Below are 17,961 nucleotides of genomic sequence, written 5' to 3'. Positions count from 1 at the left end.
ATGTCCAGTACCACCACAGCAGAGGCGCCCCCGGTGGATCCGGGCCCGTCCGGGCCGATAACGCGGCCCGAACGCCGCATCTCCCGGGCAGAGGGCTGGCGGCGCCGCGGTCCGCTGCTGCCCGCCCTGATCTTCATGATCGTGGTCACCCAGATCCCGTTCCTGGTGACGCTCTACTATTCGACGCAATCGTGGAACCTGGTGCGTCCCGGCTCGCAGCACTTCAATGGGCTGAACAACTACGTCGATGTTTTCCAGGACAGTCAGTTCCGCACCGTCGCGCTGAACACAGTCGTCATGATCGCCGGCACCGTGGTCATCTCGGTGATCCTGGGGTTGCTGCTGGCCTTGCTGCTGGACCGGAAGTTCTTCGGCCGCGGTGTCGTGCGCACCCTGCTGATCACGCCGTTCCTGGTGACGCCCGTCGCCGCGGCACTCATCTGGAAAACGACCATGTTCGATCCCGTTTTCGGCCTGGTCAATTTCGTCCTGCAGCCGTTCGGGGTCGGCGAGATCGACTGGATCAGCAGATTCCCGCTCCCCGCGGTGATGGCGAATCTGGTCTGGCAGTGGACGCCGTTCATGATGCTGCTGATCCTCGCCGGACTGCAGTCGATGCCCCGCGACACTGTCGAAGCCGCCCGGGTGGACGGCGCCGGCTCGTTCGCGATATTCCGTGAGCTGACCCTGCCGCATCTGCGCCGATTCATCGAACTGGGCGCCGTGCTCGGTGCGATCTACCTGGTCAACACCTTCGATGCGGTGTACATGATGACCTCCGGTGGGCCCGGCGTGGCCAGCGCCAACCTGCCCTACTACATCTACCAGCGCGCGTTCCTCGGGTTCGATATCGGCCAGGCCGCCGCCATGGGTGTGATCACCGTGGTCGCGACCATCATCGTCTCGACGCTGGCCCTGCGCCTGATCTTCAAGAGCTTCACCGGGAACGAGGAGGCGGCCTGATGAGTACCGCGACGACCGCACGCATCGACGAGGCGCCGGTGAAAGCCACCCGGCACCGGGCCCGTGATTCCCTGTGGGCCGTGCTGGCCTGGGTGATCGCCCTCGGGTTCTTCTTCCCCGTGCTCTGGATGGTACTCACCGCCTTCAAGGAGGAAGGCGATGCCTACACCGACCCGCCGAAACTGTTCTTCACCCCGACACTGCAGCAGTTCCGCGACGTGCTCGACAGTGGTGTCGGTACCACACTGCTGAATTCCGCCTTCGCGACCGGTATTTCGACACTCCTGGTGTTGCTCCTCGGAATCCCCGCGGCATTCGCCCTGTCGCTGCGGCCGGTGCGCAAGACCCGGGACGCGCTGTTCTTCTTCATCAGCACCAAAATGCTCCCGGTGGTCGCGGCGATCATTCCGCTCTACGTCATCGTCGGGAATATCGGGATGCTCGACAATATCTGGACGCTGGTGATCCTCTATACGGCGATGAATCTGCCGATCGCGGTCTGGATGATGCGCTCGTTCTTCCTCGAGGTTCCCGGCGAACTCCTCGAGGCCGCGAGCATGGACGGCGCGGGTCTGTGGACCTCGGTCCGCGAGGTGATCCTGCCGGTGGTGTCGCCCGGTATCGCCGCGACGGCACTGATCTGCCTCATCTTCTCCTGGAACGAATTCTTCTTCGCGGTGAACCTCACTGCCGTTCAAGCACAGACGATTCCGGTGTTCCTGGTCGGGTTCATCACCGGCCAGGGCCTCTACTGGGCGCAGCTCTCGGCGGCAGCGGTACTGACCGCGCTGCCGGTGGTGCTGGCCGGGTGGATCGCACAGAACAAACTCGTGCGCGGCCTGTCGTTCGGTGCGATCAAATGACCTCCCCGCAGTACCCACGCATATCGCAGAACATCAGCTTGTCGCAGGATCAGGAGTAATCGTCATGGCCGAGATCTCGTACCGGAATGCGTCGTGCGTCTATCAGGGCGCCGACCAGCTTGCGGTCGATTCGCTGAATCTCGATATCGGCGACGGTGAATTCGTCGTCCTCGTCGGCCCGTCCGGATCCGGAAAGAGCACCGCGCTGCGCATGCTGGCCGGGCTCGAGGAGATCGACGGCGGCTCGATCACGATCGACGGCGCGGATATGACCGGCGTACCGTCGAAGGATCGCGATATCGCGATGGTGTTCCAGAACTACGCGCTGTATCCGAACAAAACAGTTGGCGAGAACATGGGATTCGCGCTCAAAATGCGCGGGGTGCCGGCGGAGGAACGCAAGCGTAAGGTCGCCGAAACCGCGAAACTCCTCGACCTCACCGAATACCTGGACCGCAAACCGGCCAAACTGTCCGGCGGGCAGCGGCAGCGCGTGGCGATGGGGCGCGCCATAGTCCGGGAACCGCGGGTGTTCTGCATGGACGAGCCGCTCAGCAATCTGGATGCGAAGCTGCGGGTCCAGACACGCACCCAGATCGCCGCGCTGCAGCGGCGGCTGGGCACGACGACCGTCTATGTCACCCATGACCAGATCGAGGCCATGACGATGGGGGACCGGGTCGCCGTGCTGAAGTCCGGCCGGCTCCAGCAGTTCAGCTCGCCGACCGACCTGTACGACCGCCCCGCGAACGCTTTCGTCGCCGGGTTCATCGGCTCGCCCGCGATGAACCTCTTCACCGCACCTATCACCACCGGCGGTGTCGAGGTCGGCGGAACCACTCTCGCTCTGCCGCGGGATGCGATCGACCGGTTGGCGGCGGCCGGACTCGACACGGTGACCGTCGGTGTGCGACCGGAACAGGTCGAACTGCACCGGGACGGAACCGGTTTCGGTGTCATTGTCGAGCTGGTCGAGGAACTGGGCAGCGAGTCCTACGTCTACGCGCGCCCCGCCACCGGACTCACTCTCGGTCCGGACGGAACACCGCTGACCTTCGTCGCCCGGTCGGCGAGCCGGTCGCCGGCCGAACTCGGCGAGAGCGTGACGCTGGCTGTGCGTCCGGACGGGGCCGTCCACCTGTTCCATCCGGTATCCGGCGAGCGTATCGACGGGTAGGCTCGCCGACGGCACCGTGATCAGCGAACTGCACCGCCGCCACCGCGCGACCGAGTTCCGCAAATTCCTGGTCACGATCGACAAGACGGTGCCCGCCGAGCTGGATGTCCACCTGGCCTGCGACAACCTCGCCATCCACAAGACCCCGATCGTCAATGAATGGCTCGCCCGGCCCCCTCGCTTCCATGTCCACTTCACCCCGAGCGGGTCGTCCTGGCTCAACCAGGTCGAACGCTGGTTCAGATACCTCACCGATCAGCTGACCCGCCATGGTGTCCACAAAAGCGTTGCGGCACTGGAGAAAGACGTCACCACGTGGATCGAATGCTGGAACGAGAATCCCCGGCCGTTCGTCTGGCGCAAGAGCGCCGAGGAGATGCTCGACTCCCTCGCCCGATGATTTCAGGCGCAGAACACTAGCTGTGAAGCGTCCTGCGCAGAATACGCAATCATTGCAAGTATAGCAATACTTGTGATGTCCAACGTTTGCTGATTACACTCGCGTTCGTCCATAAAAGTGGCCTGCGTCACGATCTCGGCGCCGCCGGATCACGCAGTGCCCGTTCCGATCCCCCCTTCACCAGCGAGGAGGCCCCAGATTGACGCAAGGGGCACGCTTCAGTGGCGCATGCGCATCCAGTGCCTGCGCGAGTAGCTACGACAGGAGCAATAAGAAATGGTGAAGTGGCGAACGGTGTCACGATCCTTGGGCGTAGCAGTGTCATTGGTAATGGTGACCGCCGGCTGTAGTGGCGGCTCGGCTGGAAGCGAAGGTGGCTCGGCGACGCCTGTGCGCGGCGGGGAACTGGTGATGGCAGTGAACACCGAGGGGCAAACCATGGATCCCGCCTGGTGCGCAACGCTCGCGTACGACCGGTGCGCACCGGTATTCGGTACGTTGCTGCGTTACGACACCACGAATGAGCAGTACATACCGGGCATGGCGGCGTCATTCGATTCCGTAGACGGCAAGACCTGGACACTCAGGCTGCGCCCAGGTGTGAAGTTCACTGATGGCACGGACTTCGACGCCGCGGCCGTGGCATTCAACTGGGAGCGGGTCAAAGCCCCGGCGACACTTTCCCCGGCGGCCCGAATCGCCGCGCAGCTCTCGTGGAAGGTGGTGGATCCACTGACCTTGGAGGTCACCCAGGAGAATATCAACTTCCAACTGCCCCGGGCTCTGACACAGGGCCTCAGCATGATCGGTTCGCCGACCGCGATCACGCAGCTGGGCAAGAACTTCGGCAATGCACCGATCGGAGCAGGCCCGTTCGTGCTGAAGAAGTGGACCCGTAATTCGCAGGCCGAGTTCACGGCGAACGCGAACTACTGGGATCCGGGATTACCGTATGTCGACAGTTTTGTGCTGAAGGTGATCGGCCAGGACGACCAGCGTCTCAACGCGTTGCGCACGCGACAGATCAACATCAACTGGTCGCTGCTCAGCAAGGACGCCAAAACCATCGAAGCCGAGGGCTACACGGTCCATTCGCTACCGCTCATCGGCGGCACCGGTCTGAAATTCAACTTCGACGACCCGGACCTGAAGGATCCACAGCTGCGACTGGCGCTGCAGAAGACCTTCGACAGTGCGCAGATCAACAGCGCGCTGTATCCGGGTGACAAGCCGGTCGACGTGTTCTTGTACCCCGGCAATCCCTACCGTGACGACTCACGCGGAAAATTCCCGGAGCAGGACCTGGCGGGTGCGCAGAAGCTGTTCGATGCATATCTGGCCAAGACCGGGAAGGCGGGCCTGACATTGCGGTTGACCGCCTACGCGGGTATTCCCGCACTCGATCGGGTGGCACAGATTCTGCAGTCGCAACTGCAGCAGATCGAGGGCCTCGAAGTCGGTATCGAGCAGATGGATAATGCGATGCTGCAGGGTAAGTTCCGGTCCGGGGCGTACCAACTGGGATTGGGTGCCACGCTGTCGGAGCAGATGGATGCGATCTACGAAGTGTTCCATTCCGGTGGGTCGGCCAACACCACGCGCTACTCGAATCCGAAGGTCGACCAGGCGCTCGAAACGAGCCGGACATCCAACGATCCGGGAGTGGTCACCGAGGCGTACAAGGTGGTCAACGGGGAGATCTCGAAGGATGCGCCGCTGCGGACCTGGCGATACCAGACGGGCTATATCTATACGCCCAAGAACGTAAAGGGCCTGGTTATCGTCGGCACGTATGGGGCGCCGGGGTGCAGCTGGATCGGGCATGGATCGACAAATAGCACTCCGGGAAATACGCGGCGGGCACCACTGTGCGCCGCGGTCGGGTCCGACCAGCGGCGGCCTGTCGAGTGAACGGAGGTGAGCGAGGCGTGAATGGGAAACTGCTCCGGCGATATCTGGTTCCGGTGGCATAATTGGCCCTGCTGATCGTGATGGTCAGTGTGGCGGTCTTCCTCCTCCTGGAATTGATTCCCGGTGATCCGGTCGACGGCTTGTTTTGGTGTGGGACGCTGAGCTGGCGGGTGCCCCCCATCGCCTCGAATCCTCCGAGCGGCTGCCGGTTCCGCACCAGATGCTCGCTCGCACAGGAGATCTGCGCGGCCGAGGAATCGGTGGTTCGCGAAATCCGCCCCGGACATTCGCGGCTTACCATTTTCCGTGGGAGCACGCGGAGTACTCTGAGCCGGTCCGACGCGATCACATTGAATTGTGCAGGTACGAAACACGCTTCGGTGTCATCATTGCGTGGGCCACCAGACTGCCGCTGCGATCACTGCCAGGGACAGTCCTATCGCCACCACGAATCCCATAACTACCAGCGCGCTCACGGCAATCGTCGCTCGACGTTGCATCCAGCGAACGCCTGGTGAGACAGATAGCATCAGGTTCGGCCTTCGCGGCCCCGCACCGACACGGTGCGGGGCCGCTGCCGTGTGCCAGGTAGGTCGGCCGGTGGCCCTCTCGCGATGAGGAAACCGGGGTCAGGGGAGAACCTGCGGGATCACGTCGGGGTGAAGATATCCCACGAGTGCGCCGATCGCGGCGCCGATGAGCGAGCCGGCGGACCCGGTGGCCGATCCGACGGCGGAACCGACCGATCCGCCCACCGATGAGCCGTTCAGTACCGGATCGGGAATCAGTGAGTGCGGGTTGGTCGCGATATCCTCGCTCTTCTGCAGCGGGATACCGGCCACTGGTGTGGCGTGCTGGGGAGCGGCTTCGGCGGCGGCCGGGCCCGCGAGAACGAGTGCTGCGGCCAAGGACAGAGCGCTGGACGCCACGACCCCTACCGTCCTGGTCAGGGCAATTTTTATCATTGTCATTCCGGCCTCTCCGACCCCCGGGCCACGCGCGAGGGTGTGGGTTATGGATCGTCCCCGGCTGCCTGACTCCTGGGTAGCAGAGGGATCGATTCTATCCACCGGTGTGTGAGTACCAATGCGTAACAGCGGTATCAGTGCCGCCGCGTGTGGGTGCGGTGGTTGGCGTTGAAGCGCGCCTTCTTCTGGCGATTCCCGCACGTGTTCATGTCACACCATTTGCGGGTGCGGCTTTGGCTGGTGTCGAAGAAGGCGGCTCGGCAGGTCGGCGATGCGCACAAGGCCAATTTTCCGTCTCGTTCGCCGGCGATGATGCTGATCGCATCGGCGGCGATCACGCTCAGGGCATCTTCTACGCAGGAAGTCGAGCTGAGTTGCCACTGCCGATTGCCTTCGGGTGTCAGGACAGCCGCGGCCCGGCCCTGAATGCTGCAGTCATTGATGACTCGGAGGGCAGACGCAGGGAGGGCGTCTCGCTTCGCGGCCGCTGTCGCGGCAGCGTGAATTGATTCCCTCAGTTCCCGGGCGAGTTCGAGTTGGGCGGTAGTGCAGGACTCCACGGTCAAGCCGTTCACTGCCAGCCAGTCTACGAGCCGCTGTGGGGTGGGGATGCGCTCCATTGCGTCACCGCACCGCTCCGTCAGGGTCGCCGTGAAGCTGGTCGCCAGCACGCTGCCGAGACGAAAGTCAGGGAACCGATCGCGCATGGAACCACCTTAGCCGGTTGCGCACGGGAATCGGTCATGTTAGAACCGCCTTAGCCGGTTCGGAACTGCCTAAGCCGGTTCTACGTTGACCAGGAGGTCTCATGCCCACACATCGGTTCGTCACCGGCACTGCGACCGGCAGTGATCGTGGCGTTGTCACCACGACAGCTCGCGTCGGCGGCATCTCATGAACCGGCCAGCCACCGACGTGCAACCATTCGAAGCCCATGCGACCGACGCTGACCTCGACGATCTGCGCGCGCGATTAGCGGCGGCGCGCCTGCCGGAAGCCGAGACGGTGTATCGCGCCGCGCCCGACCCTCGCCGATGGGACCAGGGCGTTCCGCTCGGCGACCTCGTCGAGGTCGTGAACTACTGGCGCACCGGCTACCACTGGCGGGCGTTCGAAGACCGCCTCAAGCGTATCGGCCAGTTCCGCACGACCATCGACGGTCTGGGAATCCACTTCCTGCACCGCCGATCCGCGCGGGCAGACGCCACGCCGCTGATCATGACGCACGGCTGGCCGGACAGCATCGTTCGGTTCATCGATGTAGTAGACGAACTGGCAGATCCGAAAGACGCAGACGCGCCGGCATTCCACGTCGTGGTTCCCTCGCTACCGGGCTTCGGTTACAGCGATAAGCCGGCCACCACCGGGTGGGGAACCGAAAAGATCGCGGCAGCATGGGTGGAACTGATGGGAAGGCTCGGCTACAGCACGTTCGCAGCCCACGGCGGCGACTGGGGAGGCAATATCACCACGGTCCTCGGCGGCAGGTTCCCGGCGCACGTTCTCGGCATCCACACCACGTTCGCGGAGGCGCCACCCGGGTCGACCACGGACGGGCTGACGGAGATCGAGCGGAAATGGACCGAGGAAACCCGCGATTTCTGGCGTCACCGCGCGGCGTACGCGAAACAGCAGGCGACCCGGCCGCAGACCATCGGCTACTCGCTCGTCGACTCACCGGTCGGGCTACTCGCTTGGATCCTCGACAAGTTCGCTGAGTGGTCGGACACCGAAGACAGTCCGTTCGAGACGATTTCCATCGACCGCCTACTCGACAATGTCACTCTGTACTGGCTGACGCGGACCGGCGCCTCTGCGGCCCGCATCTACTACGAAAGCCACAACTCGCTGGACCCCGAACTTCGGGTCGACGTCCCGTCGGCCCTCACTATGTATCCCTACGACGTCGAGAAGTGTCCGCGCCCCTTGGCACAGGAGCGGTACCGGCAGATCGTCCGATACAGGTTGCCCGAAAGCGGTGGGCATTTCCCGTCGCTGGAGGTTCCGGAGTATTTTGTCAAGGATTTGCAAGAAGGCCTCGCGGCAGTGCTGGCCGCTGCTGCGCTCCCCGCGTCGTCCCTATCTGGGGCACCGGATCATTTGGTGTCGAGGTCGCGTTCGCGGAACCGGTAGGCGCCCGCCGCCGCGGCCGCGAGGGCTAGGACGGTCAGCACGATCAGTGCCGGCCAGCGCAGCTCCTCCATCGGGATGCGGCTGATGTGCTGGAACGGGGACAGATCGTGCAGCCACTGCGGCAGGTTCATGAGGGGCCCGAAGAAACCGAGGATCAGGGCGAACCCGAACAGGGCCCAGGTGGCGCCGATCGCCTGCGGGAGGAAGCCGTAGAGCAGTGCGGCCACGGCGAGTACCAGCAGGACGGCGGGGGCGAACACCAGATGGGAGACGAACGCGTCCGCGAGGTAGCCATCGTCGCCGACCGAGAGTCCCAGTGCGATGCCGAATGCCACGCCCGTCACGGCCAGGAGGGCGATTGCGCCGGCGGCGGCGACGCCGATATATCCGGCGAACCAGACGATCCGGCCGGTCGCGGTAGCGAGGACCGGTTCGGTGCGGCCGATGGTTTCCTCCGTGCGCAGCGACTGGACGGCGAGGATGGCGAAGACGGCGACCAGGAGGGCGTCGAAAAAGGCCATGGTGCCGAGGTAGCCGTCGAGCAGGCGGGTCGCGTCGCCGCCCATGACGTCGACGACGCCGTCGGGCAGGTCCTCGAAGGAGTCGACGATCGTGTTGCCGATCCCGCCGTAGAGCGCGGCACTGGCGACCAGTGCGCAAGCCCAGCCGATGAGCCCGGCTCGTTGCAGCCGTGCTGCCAATGCGACCGGTGTCGCGAGCCAGGCCGGGGCTTCGCGGCCCCCCGGCCGTGGCGGGACCAGTCCGGCACCGAGATCGCGACGTGCCGACAGGACAAAGGCGACCGCGACGACCACGAGGATGAACGCCACCGACAGCAGCAGCGGCCACCAGCGGCCGTCGGCGTAGGCGCGGGTTTGCTGCGACCATGCCAGTGGCGAGAACCACGACAGCGTGCTGCCGCCCTCGCGGATCGCATCGCCCGCAGCGCGGATAACGTAGGCGATGCCCAATGCCAGACCGGCCAATCCGGATGCGGCGCGGGAATACTCGGTGACCTGGACGGTGACGGCCGTGATCGCAGCGAAGGCCAGGCCCGCCGCACCGACACTCGTACCGAAGAGCAGGGCATCGGAGGTGCTGAGTCCGGCTGCGGCGAATGAGCCGGCGACCAGCACTGTCACCGCGAGGTCGGCGATGAATGCGACGACGAGCGCGGCGGTGAGCTGGGCGTGGCGGCCCACGGCATTGGCGCGGACGAGTTCCGCACGGCCGGCCTGTTCCTCGACCCGGGTATGGCGGGAGATGAGCAGGATATTCATCAGCGCGGCCAGGAGCAGGTAGTAGAGCCCGTAGACGGCGACGATCACCGATTCGGTGGTGGGTTCGCCGAGCCCGTAGCCGGGTCCCGAGATGAGGGCGCCCACCACCCCCTCGCTGAACTGGCTCACCGCCCGCAGATCTTCGGGAGTCTTGTATACCTGCTGCAGTGCCGACGCGTAGTAGACGCTCATCAGTGCGATGCCCAGCACCCATGCCGGAAGTTTGATGCGATCCCGGCGCAGATCCAGCCGCACCAGCGCGCCGGTACCGGCCAGCGTATCGCGCCAGGTGCTGCGCGGTGGCCCGGCCGGCGTTGCGGCAGGTGTCCCGGGATGTGTTGCGGTGGTGGTCATTCGCCCGCTCCGTTACCCGTGGGGGCGAGCTCGTCGCCGTAATGACGCAGCATGAGTTCCTCGAGTGTGGGCGGATGACTGGTCAGTGCGCGGACCCCCGCCCGGGAGACCGCCGCAATGGCGGCATCGAGGGCGTCGGCGTCGGCGTCGAAGCGGGTCCGGCCGTCCTCGGTGATCACATTGTGGACGCCGGCCAGCGCATTCAGGTCGCCGACCGGGCGTTCGGTGACGGCTTCGACCGTGGTCCGGGTCAGATGCCGTAGTTCGGTGAGGGTGCCGGTCTGCACGACCCGGCCATTGCGGATGATGCTCACGCGGTCGGCGAGCTTCTCGACCTGCGCCAAGATATGGCTGGACAGCAGGACCGTGCCGCCGCGCGCCTTCACCTCGCCGACGACATCCTGGAATACCACCTCCATCAAGGGGTCGAGCCCCGCGGTGGGTTCGTCGAGCAGGAACAGATCCGCGTCCGAGGCCAGCGCCGCGATCAATGCGACCTTCTGCCGATTGCCCTTGGAGTAGGTGCGCGATTTCTTCGTGGGATCCAGGTCGAACCGTTCGATGAGCTCGTCGCGCCGGCCCGGGTTCACCGCGCCGCGCAGCCGCGCGAACACGTCGATCGCCTCACCTCCGGTGAGGTTCGGCCACAGTTCGACATCGCCGGGCACATAGGCCAGGCGCCGATGCAGCGATACCGCGTCCCGCCAGGGATCCCCGTCCAGTAGCCGGACCGAGCCACTGTCCGGTCGCAGGAGGCCCAGCAAGACCCGGATGGTGGTGGTTTTCCCGGCGCCGTTGGGGCCGAGGAACCCGTGTACCTCGCCCGGTTGCACCTCGAGGTCGAGGCCGTCGAGCGCGGTGGTGCGGCCGAATGTTTTGCGCAGGCAGGAGATCGCGATATCCATTGACCAAGCGTACATAGAGTTCATAAAAGTATGAATAGTGTGAACGATATGATGTAACGGCGGTTGTCAATGGGGGTCGAGGAGGCTGGTGTGAACGAACGGGACCCGCAGGAACAGGCTGTCCTGCGGTTCGTCGAGCAGTTTGCGCTACTGCTCGCCGACTCCGGGACTCCCCGGATGGCGGCCCGGGTATTCGCCTACGTCCTCGCCGACGATGCCGAGCGCTACACCGCCCAAGAACTCTCCACCGGACTGCAGGTCAGTCCGGCCGCGATCTCGGGAGCCGTTCGCTACCTCGTCCAAGCCGGGCTGCTGGGCCGGGAACGTGAACCCGGGGCACGCGCCGACACCTATCGTGTCTACGACGAGGACGTCTGGTACGCGATCACCGCCCAGCGTCAGGAATCTCTCGACCGGGCGCTGCGCTTCCTCAGCGACGGTGTCGAGCTGCTCGACGCCGCCCGGCCCGGCGGTCGCCGGGTCCGCGAGACGCTGGAGTACTACCGGTTCATGCGTGCCGAACTTCCCGAAATGATGAGCCGCTGGCAGAAGCACCGGCGCGAGATGTTCCCCGACGACCACTGACCTGCACGTCTCACCTTCGATCGATCGTCAGCGGACGACATGCGGAGCAGGCGGCATCACAGGCGTCCGGCGAGGTCGTCGACCAGTTCCATGATCCCGGCAGGGTCGTCGTCGAGGGCCAGATGTCCAGAGCCGGGAAGCACGCGCAATTCGGTTCCGAGCAGGTCGCGAACGGCGGGTTCCAGACGGGCCGGTGGTAGGAAGATGTCATGTGAGCCTGTGGCCACCACGCAGGGTGCCGACCTGCTGCTCGCGAGTACCTCGGGAGCCAGCGGCCCGGGCGCCAGGGTGGTCCGGCAGTAGCGGGCGACCAGGGTCATCCAATCCACCAGATGCGGTGGCGCAGTTCGTGCCGGGCCCGTCATCAGCTGCAGAAGCCGGTCTGTTCGGGCAGGTGACGGGGCGATTGACGTAAGCCGAAAGCATTTGCCGGGCCCCCTTTTCCGATGTGGGGTGGGCGTCGAAAGGTGACGGCATGTCAGGACCCTTGCTGGTAGATATCGGGAACGCCGTCGTTGTCGTCGTCCCGGGTTTCTTCTTCGGCGATGCGGCGGTAGACGCGATTGCGTAACCGCAACAGAATGCTCGCCAGCAATGCTGCGGTGAGGGTGCCGACGAGGACACCGATCCGGACGTGGTCTTCCCACAGCGGCTGGTCCGCGAACGCCAACTCGCCGATCAGCAGCGAGACCGTGAACCCGATACCGCCGAGCAAGGCCACTCCGACGACGTCCACCCAGCTCAAATCGGTATCCAACTCGGCGCGAGTCAGTTTCGCGGTGACGAAGGTCGTGGCCACGATTCCGACTGCCTTGCCGGCCACCAGGCCCACGACGATCCCGAGCGTCACCCGATCGGTGAGGGAGTCGACCATCCCGTCTAGCCCGCCGAGGGTGACCCCGGCGGCGAAGAACGCGAAAATCGGTACCGCGACACCGGCCGACAACGGCCGGATGCGGTGTTCGAACCATTCGGCGAGGCCGGGGTCCCGGGTGGACGGGGTGCCCCGCCCCGAGCGGGTCGTCAAGACGGGAACGGTGAAGCCCAGCAGCACCCCGGCGACCGTGGCATGGACACCGGATTCGTGCACCAGCCACCAGGTCAGCAATGCCAGCGGTATCAGCAGCCACACCGACCGGGTTCCGCGCTGAACGGCGAAGGCGAAGGCGGTCAGCGGTATCAGTGCCAATCCCAGGTAGGGCAGATGCAGTTCGTCGGTGTAGAAGATCGCGATAACCGTTACCGCGAGCAGATCGTCGACCACGGCCAGCGTGAGCAAGAAGGTCCGCAGGGCGGTGGGCAGGTGCGAGCTCACCACCGCGAGGACCGCCAGCGCGAACGCGATATCGGTCGCAGTGGGAATCGCCCAGCCCTGTACGGCGTCACCGTTGCCGGCGTTGAACGCGACGAAGATCGCCGCCGGCCCGATCATGCCGCCGACCGCGGCCACCACCGGTAGTGCGGCGCGGCGCGGATCGCGGAGATCACCGGCGACGAACTCGCGTTTGAGCTCGAGGCCGACGACGAAGAAGAACACCGCCAGCAGTCCGTCGGCGGCCCAGGTCTCCAGCGATAGGTCCAGGTGCAGGCGCGATGGCCCCACTTGGAAGTCGCGCAACGCCTCGTAGGCGCTCGACCAGGGGGTGTTGGCCCAGATCAAGCCGGCGGCCGCGGCGATGATCAGCAGCACCCCGCCGGCGGTCTCGGTGCGCAGGATCGCGGTGATCCGCCGTGCTTCGGGCCAGGAACCACGAGCGAAGAGTGGCGGGCGGGATTGGGGAGAGTTCATCGGCGTGGGTCGTCTTTCGTCGGCGGCGACCCCAGCCCACATCCGGGCCAGGTGTGCCGACCAGACTTCCCGGCTCTCCCCCTGTAAAGATGCCGTAAAGACCACCGCGAACGCAAACCGCGGGCCCCGCGACCGGCGGGTGTCGCGGCGGATTCCCGGCTGCTGAAATGCAGGCCCAGCTCATGCTCCCGCTGAGGGGCTACGAGTTCAGTTGGGGGAGGGGTGGTCGGCGGCGTATTGCTCCCGCCACCGGTCGATCAGGGGGACGAGTTCGTTGAGCATGAACGTGTAGAAGTCCTGCATCTCGTGCAGGCGGCGGGCGGTGACAGTGTCCGGGGCGGTGGCGTCGATGCCTTCCTGCGCGGAGTCGCGCATGGTGGCCAGCAAGGTGTTCTGCTGTGACATCAGCGCTGCCCAGGCTCCGGCGCGGAAACGGTAGTGGTCGCGGCGGCTGCCCGGCGCGGGGACCCGTTCGATCAGGCCGACCGGCATCAGATGTTTGATCGCGGTCGATACCGCACCGGAGCTGATCGACAACTCCGCGCACAGGTCGGCGGCGGTCATCGTGTCCTGCTCGGTGTAGAGCAGGGCCGTCAGCACACGCGCGGTCGATCGCTGCATTCCGCCGCCGGCCGAGAGGGTCAGGGCCAGTTTCTCCGCGGCGTCCCGCAGTCGCTCGTTGGTTCCCATACCACGAAGGTATCAGAGCTCCGAATTTTCTGAGTATTTACGAATCTCTGAAAGTTCGATAAGTTCTGTCTCATGGTGAAAGCAATCGAGCTGAATGGGCTCACGAAGACCTATGGCTCGTCCCGGGGCCTGGTCGAACTGTCACTGTCGGTCGAACCGGGCGAGGTCTTCGGATACCTGGGCCCCAACGGCGCCGGGAAATCCACGACCATCCGCCTGCTGCTGGACCTCATCCGCCCCACCAGCGGCACCGCCCGGGTCCTCGGCATGGACCCCCGCGCCGACGCCGTGGCATTGCACGAGCGGATCGGCTACCTGGCAGGAGATTTCGTCGCCCCCGGGCGGCAGAAGGTCGGGGCGGCACTGCGCTTCCTCGCCGCCCTGCGCGGGGGAGTGGGCGCCGACCGTATCGACGTCCTGTGTGAGCGGCTGGAACTGGATCAGAGCAAACAGATTTCGGCGCTGTCCAAGGGCAACCGGCAGAAGGTCGGCCTGGTGCAGGCATTCATGCACGAACCCGAACTGCTCATCCTGGACGAACCCACCTCGGGCCTGGATCCCCTGGCGCAGCAGATCTTCCTCGACATGGTCACCGAGGCCGCTACCGGCGGGCAGACGGTGTTCATGTCCAGTCACATCATGAGTGAAGTCGAAGCAGTGGCCGACCGTGTGGCCATCATCCGCGAGGGCCGTCTGGTCGCGCTCGACACCGTCGCCGGTTTGCGTGCCGGCGCGGTTCGCGATGTCGAAGTCACCTTCACCGGGCCCGTCGACACCTCTGCATTCACCGGTCTGACCGGGGTGGCCGAGGTGCGGATCGAGGGCTCGACCCTGCGCTGCCAGGTGACCGGCAGCCCCGATGCCCTGCTGCGTGCGCTGGCCGGTCATCACGTCGCGGGCCTGCTGGTCACCGAGCCCGCCCTCGAAGACCTGTTCCACAGCTACTACACCGGAGAATCCGATGCTGCCTGATATCTACACCCGGACCCTCGCCGACAACCGCCGCGCGCTGGCGGCCTGGTCGATCGGCACCGCGGCGGTCGGCCTGATGTATGCCGCGTTCTACCCGCAGATCGGCGGCAGCGGCGGGATGGCCGAAACTGTCCAGAACTACCCCGAAGCCATGCGCGAAGCGCTCCGTATGCAGGACATCGGCTCAGCCGCCGGGTACCTGGGCTCAACGGTTTTCGGGCTACTGCTGCCCCTGCTGGTCATGGCCTTCGGGGTCACCTTCGGCGCGCGCGCCGTCGCCGGCGACGAGGAAACCGGCTACCTCGACCTCCTGCTGGCCCACCCGGTGAGCCGCACCCGGCTGGCCGCGGAACGGTACGCCGGGCTGGTCACCGGCGCCGCCGCCATCGCGGTCCTGGTGTTCGCCGGCATGTTGGCGATCCGGTCCGCCGCGGAGCTGGAATCGATCGGGATCGCCGAGCTCGCCGCCCAGTGTGTGCAATTGGCGCTGCTCGGGACAACTTTCGGCGCGCTGGCCATCGGTCTGGGCGCCGCGCTCGGTAAACGCGGTCAGGTGCTGGGTATATCGGTCGGTATCGGCGTGCTCACCTACATTGCGGGCAACCTCGCCGGAGTGATCGGCGTGGACTGGCTGAAATATTTCTCGCCGTTCCACTATTACATCGGCGGCGAACCCCTGCGTAACGGAATGCAGTGGGCCGATACCGCAATCCTGTTCGCGGTGAGCGTCGCCCTCGTATCGCTCGGGTTCCTCCGGTTCAACCGGCGCGACCTGCGTTCCTGACCTGCATTACCGGGCCCCGCAGTCGCTTCCCGGCTGCGGGGCCCACCTGTTCTGCGCGTGCGGTTCAGGTGAGATCCGCGAACCGCTCCACTTCGTCGACGCGGCCGGACACGATCAGCACATCGCCGACGGCGACCACCGTATCGGCGGTAGCGTAGGTGAATTCGCCGCCGCGGTGTTTGATGGCGACCACGGTGATATCGAAATGTTGGCGCAGGCCGCTGGCGGTGAGGGTTTTGCCGATGCTGGTCCTGGGTGCGCTGGTTTTTGCCATGGCGTAGTCGGTGTCGAATTCGATGTAGTCGATCATCCGGCCGGTGACAAGATGCGCCACTCGCTCGCCCATATCGTGTTCGGGCAGTACGACATGATGGGCGCCGACCCGCTCGAGGATCTGCCCGTGGCGGCGGCTGATGGCCTTCGCCCAGATCTTCGGTATCCGGAAATCGGCCAGCAGCGAGGTGGTCAGGATGCTGGCCTCCATATTGCTGCCGATCCCCACCACCGCGTGCGGGAAGTCCGGGACACCCAGCTGTTCGAGGGCTGCCATATCGGTGGTGTCGGCGACCGCGACGTGCGTGAGCTCGTCGGAATACTGCTGTACGAGGATCGGATCGGAATCGATGGCCAAGACCTCCGAGCCGTGGGTGACCAGCTCCCGGGCCAGCGCGCTCCCGAACCGCCCGAGTCCGACCACCACGACCCGGGTGCCCTGCTTACGCGGAGTCCTACCCGACAATGGGACGCTCCTCGGGTAGTTCGTAGCGGCGGCCGCGGTCGCGCAGCGCCAGCGCGGTGGCCAGGGTGATCGGGCCGAGCCGCCCGATGAACATCAACACGATCAACACGATAAGCCCCGGATCGGGGATATCGGCGGTGATACCGGTCGACAGACCCACCGTTCCGAACGCCGACACCACCTCGAACAGCACCGAGTCCAGATCCATGCCGGTGATCGTCAGCAGCAGCAGGGTGCCGATCACCACGGCGCCACCGCCCAGCAGCACCACCGTGATCGCCTGGCGCTGCACCGAGGCGGCGAGCCTGCGGCCCATCACATGCACGGTCGGCTCACCGCGGATCTCGGCCATGATCACGAACGCCAGCAGCGCGAACGTGGTCACCTTGATCCCGCCCGCGGTACCGGCGCTGCCACCGCCGATGAACATCAGCACATCATTGACCAGCAACGTCGCCGAATGCATGGACCCCATATCGAGAGAGTTGAAACCGGCCGTGCGGGGCGTCAGCCCGTGGAACCCGCCCACCAGCAATTTGTGCGCGGTACCCAACGGCCCCAAGGTGCCGGGGTTGGACCACTCGAACGCGGTCACCGCGACCACCCCGACCACACTCAACAACGCATAGGCGATCAGCGTGATCCGGGTGTGCAGTGACCACCGCCGCCACCGATTTCCGGGCACCCGTTGCCGGCGCAGCGACCGGGTGACCTCGAAGATCACCGGGAACCCCAAACCCCCGATCACCAGAGCCAGCGAGATCGGCACGATGATCCACGCATCGGTGGCATAACCCACCAGACTGTCCGGATACAGCGCGAATCCGGCGTTGTTGTACGCCGAGACCGCATGGAACACCCCTAGATACACCCCATGCCAGCCGCGTTCGCCGTAGCCGATCATGAACCGTGCCGCGAGTACGACGGCCACCAGCGCCTCTACCAGCAGGCTCATCCGGAGCACCCCGATGACCACCCGCCGGCTTTCCCCGAGCCGCACCGTTTTGGTTTCCGTTTGCGCGATCAGCTGCATCCGCAAACCCATCCGCCGCGCCACCAGCAATCCGAGCAGCGACGCCAGGGTCATGATCCCCAGCCCGCCGACCTGGATCAACCCGAGAATCACCAGCTCACCGAACAGCGACCAGTGGCTTTCGGTATCCACGACCACCAGACCGGTCACACACACCGCCGACACCGCAGTGAACAACGCCGTGACCGGATCGGTGACCGCCCGCGACTCTGCCGCGATCGGAAGCATCAACAGCAATGTTCCCGTCACGGTGGCCGCACCGAAACCGAACACCACCAGCCGCGCCGGATGCCGCGGCTGTCGTAACCAGCTACCGAACCCGCGCGCCGCCGCGCGGCCACGCCGCATGTACGCAGCACCGGGTGTCGTGGGTGTAGTACTCAGGGTCGATCCTCTGGCCGGGGCGCAGCGACAC

The 17,961-nt window shown here is 65.4% G+C and carries 18 protein-coding genes; 9 read left to right on the top strand and 9 right to left on the bottom strand.

Annotated features, from left to right (window positions below; translation table 11 throughout):
• From ACIA75_RS23575 to ACIA75_RS23555, 5 genes are all read left to right on the top strand, one after another.
• Positions 1 to 963 carry a carbohydrate ABC transporter permease gene (locus tag ACIA75_RS23575; protein WP_397107440.1) on the top strand — a complete coding sequence of 321 codons (963 nt, stop codon included), beginning with the start codon at positions 1 to 3 and terminating at the stop codon, positions 961 to 963.
• Positions 963 to 1,826: a carbohydrate ABC transporter permease gene (locus tag ACIA75_RS23570; protein WP_397107438.1), complete on the top strand. Its 864-nt coding sequence runs from the start codon at positions 963 to 965 to the stop codon at positions 1,824 to 1,826. The genes ACIA75_RS23575 and ACIA75_RS23570 overlap by 1 nt, the downstream gene beginning before the upstream one ends.
• A 64-nt stretch (positions 1,827 to 1,890) precedes the next feature.
• Positions 1,891 to 3,003: an ABC transporter ATP-binding protein gene (locus ACIA75_RS23565; protein ID WP_397107436.1), complete on the top strand. Its 1,113-nt coding sequence runs from the start codon at positions 1,891 to 1,893 to the stop codon at positions 3,001 to 3,003.
• Between the two features lie 16 nt (positions 3,004 to 3,019).
• Entirely contained in the window at positions 3,020 to 3,403 is a 384-nt protein-coding gene (locus ACIA75_RS23560) for a transposase (protein WP_397107434.1), read from the top strand.
• Between the two features lie 411 nt (positions 3,404 to 3,814).
• The gene (locus tag ACIA75_RS23555; RefSeq protein WP_397107432.1) at positions 3,815 to 5,314 is read left to right on the top strand and encodes an ABC transporter substrate-binding protein; all 1,500 of its coding nucleotides are present in this window, start codon (positions 3,815 to 3,817) and stop codon (positions 5,312 to 5,314) included.
• 629 nt (positions 5,315 to 5,943) lie between these two features.
• On the opposite strand, the gene ACIA75_RS23550 is transcribed toward ACIA75_RS23555, so the two are convergent.
• Entirely contained in the window at positions 5,944 to 6,285 is a 342-nt protein-coding gene (locus ACIA75_RS23550; RefSeq protein WP_397107430.1) for a glycine zipper domain-containing protein, read from the bottom strand.
• Between the two features lie 131 nt (positions 6,286 to 6,416).
• On the bottom strand, positions 6,417 to 6,989 hold the full coding sequence (locus ACIA75_RS23545; protein ID WP_397107428.1) for a CGNR zinc finger domain-containing protein: 573 nt from the start codon (positions 6,987 to 6,989) through the stop codon (positions 6,417 to 6,419).
• A 187-nt stretch (positions 6,990 to 7,176) separates the two neighbouring features.
• Between ACIA75_RS23545 and ACIA75_RS23540 the strand changes: the two genes are divergently transcribed.
• Positions 7,177 to 8,415, top strand: coding sequence for an epoxide hydrolase family protein (locus ACIA75_RS23540; RefSeq protein WP_397107426.1), 1,239 nt, complete (start codon positions 7,177 to 7,179; stop codon positions 8,413 to 8,415).
• Here the strand turns inward: ACIA75_RS23540 and ACIA75_RS23535 are convergent.
• Together ACIA75_RS23535 and ACIA75_RS23530 are read right to left on the bottom strand one after the other, a co-directional pair.
• The gene (locus ACIA75_RS23535) at positions 8,379 to 10,049 is read right to left on the bottom strand and encodes an ABC transporter permease (RefSeq protein WP_397107424.1); all 1,671 of its coding nucleotides are present in this window, start codon (positions 10,047 to 10,049) and stop codon (positions 8,379 to 8,381) included. The genes ACIA75_RS23540 and ACIA75_RS23535 overlap by 37 nt on opposite strands.
• On the bottom strand, positions 10,046 to 10,954 hold the full coding sequence (locus ACIA75_RS23530; protein ID WP_397107422.1) for an ABC transporter ATP-binding protein: 909 nt from the start codon (positions 10,952 to 10,954) through the stop codon (positions 10,046 to 10,048). The genes ACIA75_RS23535 and ACIA75_RS23530 overlap by 4 nt, the downstream gene beginning before the upstream one ends.
• A gap of 90 nt (positions 10,955 to 11,044) precedes the next feature.
• On the opposite strand from ACIA75_RS23530, the gene ACIA75_RS23525 reads away from it, so the two are divergent.
• Positions 11,045 to 11,539 (top strand): GbsR/MarR family transcriptional regulator, encoded by a 495-nt coding sequence (locus ACIA75_RS23525; RefSeq protein ID WP_397107420.1) that lies wholly within the window; start codon positions 11,045 to 11,047, stop codon positions 11,537 to 11,539.
• A gap of 56 nt (positions 11,540 to 11,595) precedes the next feature.
• Here ACIA75_RS23525 and ACIA75_RS23520 read toward each other — a convergent pair whose 3' ends face one another.
• From ACIA75_RS23520 to ACIA75_RS23510, 3 genes are all read right to left on the bottom strand, one after another.
• A complete protein-coding gene (locus ACIA75_RS23520) occupies positions 11,596 to 11,904 on the bottom strand; it encodes an alpha/beta fold hydrolase (RefSeq protein WP_397107418.1) in 309 nt (102 codons plus the stop codon).
• A 113-nt stretch (positions 11,905 to 12,017) separates the two neighbouring features.
• Entirely contained in the window at positions 12,018 to 13,328 is a 1,311-nt protein-coding gene (gene nhaA, locus ACIA75_RS23515; RefSeq protein WP_397107416.1) for a Na+/H+ antiporter NhaA, read from the bottom strand.
• A gap of 207 nt (positions 13,329 to 13,535) precedes the next feature.
• On the bottom strand, positions 13,536 to 14,018 hold the full coding sequence (locus ACIA75_RS23510) for a GbsR/MarR family transcriptional regulator (protein WP_397107414.1): 483 nt from the start codon (positions 14,016 to 14,018) through the stop codon (positions 13,536 to 13,538).
• Positions 14,019 to 14,090: 72 nt separating this feature from the next.
• On the opposite strand from ACIA75_RS23510, the gene ACIA75_RS23505 reads away from it, so the two are divergent.
• Both ACIA75_RS23505 and ACIA75_RS23500 read left to right on the top strand, forming a co-directional pair.
• Entirely contained in the window at positions 14,091 to 14,990 is a 900-nt protein-coding gene (locus ACIA75_RS23505) for an ABC transporter ATP-binding protein (RefSeq protein ID WP_397107412.1), read from the top strand.
• Positions 14,980 to 15,774: an ABC transporter permease subunit gene (locus ACIA75_RS23500; protein WP_397107410.1), complete on the top strand. Its 795-nt coding sequence runs from the start codon at positions 14,980 to 14,982 to the stop codon at positions 15,772 to 15,774. The genes ACIA75_RS23505 and ACIA75_RS23500 overlap by 11 nt, the downstream gene beginning before the upstream one ends.
• Positions 15,775 to 15,838: 64 nt before the next feature.
• Here the strand turns inward: ACIA75_RS23500 and ACIA75_RS23495 are convergent, their stop codons facing one another.
• Positions 15,839 to 16,513, bottom strand: coding sequence for a potassium channel family protein (locus ACIA75_RS23495; protein WP_397107408.1), 675 nt, complete (start codon positions 16,511 to 16,513; stop codon positions 15,839 to 15,841).
• Positions 16,503 to 17,894: a TrkH family potassium uptake protein gene (locus ACIA75_RS23490; protein WP_397107406.1), complete on the bottom strand. Its 1,392-nt coding sequence runs from the start codon at positions 17,892 to 17,894 to the stop codon at positions 16,503 to 16,505. Before ACIA75_RS23490 ends, ACIA75_RS23495 begins: the two co-directional genes overlap by 11 nt.
• Positions 17,895 to 17,961 lie beyond the last annotated feature (67 nt).

Origin of the sequence: Nocardia sp. NPDC051750, assembly GCF_044453135.1 — a bacterium.
GTDB lineage: Bacteria > Actinomycetota > Actinomycetes > Mycobacteriales > Mycobacteriaceae > Nocardia.
This window is presented reverse-complemented; position numbering and strand designations above follow the sequence as displayed.

Bases quoted from the DNA above. Each gene is read 5' to 3' on its own strand.
- nhaA (WP_397107416.1), bottom strand. From the start codon at position 13,328: ATGAACTCTCCCCAATCCCGCCCGCCACTCTTCGCTCGTGGTTCCTGG.
- ACIA75_RS23500 (WP_397107410.1), top strand. From the start codon at position 14,980: ATGCTGCCTGATATCTACACCCGGACCCTCGCCGACAACCGCCGCGCG.
- ACIA75_RS23575 (WP_397107440.1), top strand. From the start codon at position 1: ATGTCCAGTACCACCACAGCAGAGGCGCCCCCGGTGGATCCGGGCCCG.
- ACIA75_RS23530 (WP_397107422.1), bottom strand. From the start codon at position 10,954: ATGGATATCGCGATCTCCTGCCTGCGCAAAACATTCGGCCGCACCACC.
- ACIA75_RS23565 (WP_397107436.1), top strand. From the start codon at position 1,891: ATGGCCGAGATCTCGTACCGGAATGCGTCGTGCGTCTATCAGGGCGCC.
- ACIA75_RS23540 (WP_397107426.1), top strand. From the start codon at position 7,177: ATGAACCGGCCAGCCACCGACGTGCAACCATTCGAAGCCCATGCGACC.
- ACIA75_RS23535 (WP_397107424.1), bottom strand. From the start codon at position 10,049: ATGACCACCACCGCAACACATCCCGGGACACCTGCCGCAACGCCGGCC.
- ACIA75_RS23510 (WP_397107414.1), bottom strand. From the start codon at position 14,018: ATGGGAACCAACGAGCGACTGCGGGACGCCGCGGAGAAACTGGCCCTG.
- ACIA75_RS23490 (WP_397107406.1), bottom strand. From the start codon at position 17,894: ATGCGGCGTGGCCGCGCGGCGGCGCGCGGGTTCGGTAGCTGGTTACGA.
- ACIA75_RS23550 (WP_397107430.1), bottom strand. From the start codon at position 6,285: ATGACAATGATAAAAATTGCCCTGACCAGGACGGTAGGGGTCGTGGCG.
- ACIA75_RS23555 (WP_397107432.1), top strand. From the start codon at position 3,815: ATGGCAGTGAACACCGAGGGGCAAACCATGGATCCCGCCTGGTGCGCA.
- ACIA75_RS23520 (WP_397107418.1), bottom strand. From the start codon at position 11,904: ATGACGGGCCCGGCACGAACTGCGCCACCGCATCTGGTGGATTGGATG.
- ACIA75_RS23505 (WP_397107412.1), top strand. From the start codon at position 14,091: ATGGTGAAAGCAATCGAGCTGAATGGGCTCACGAAGACCTATGGCTCG.
- ACIA75_RS23545 (WP_397107428.1), bottom strand. From the start codon at position 6,989: ATGCGCGATCGGTTCCCTGACTTTCGTCTCGGCAGCGTGCTGGCGACC.
- ACIA75_RS23570 (WP_397107438.1), top strand. From the start codon at position 963: ATGAGTACCGCGACGACCGCACGCATCGACGAGGCGCCGGTGAAAGCC.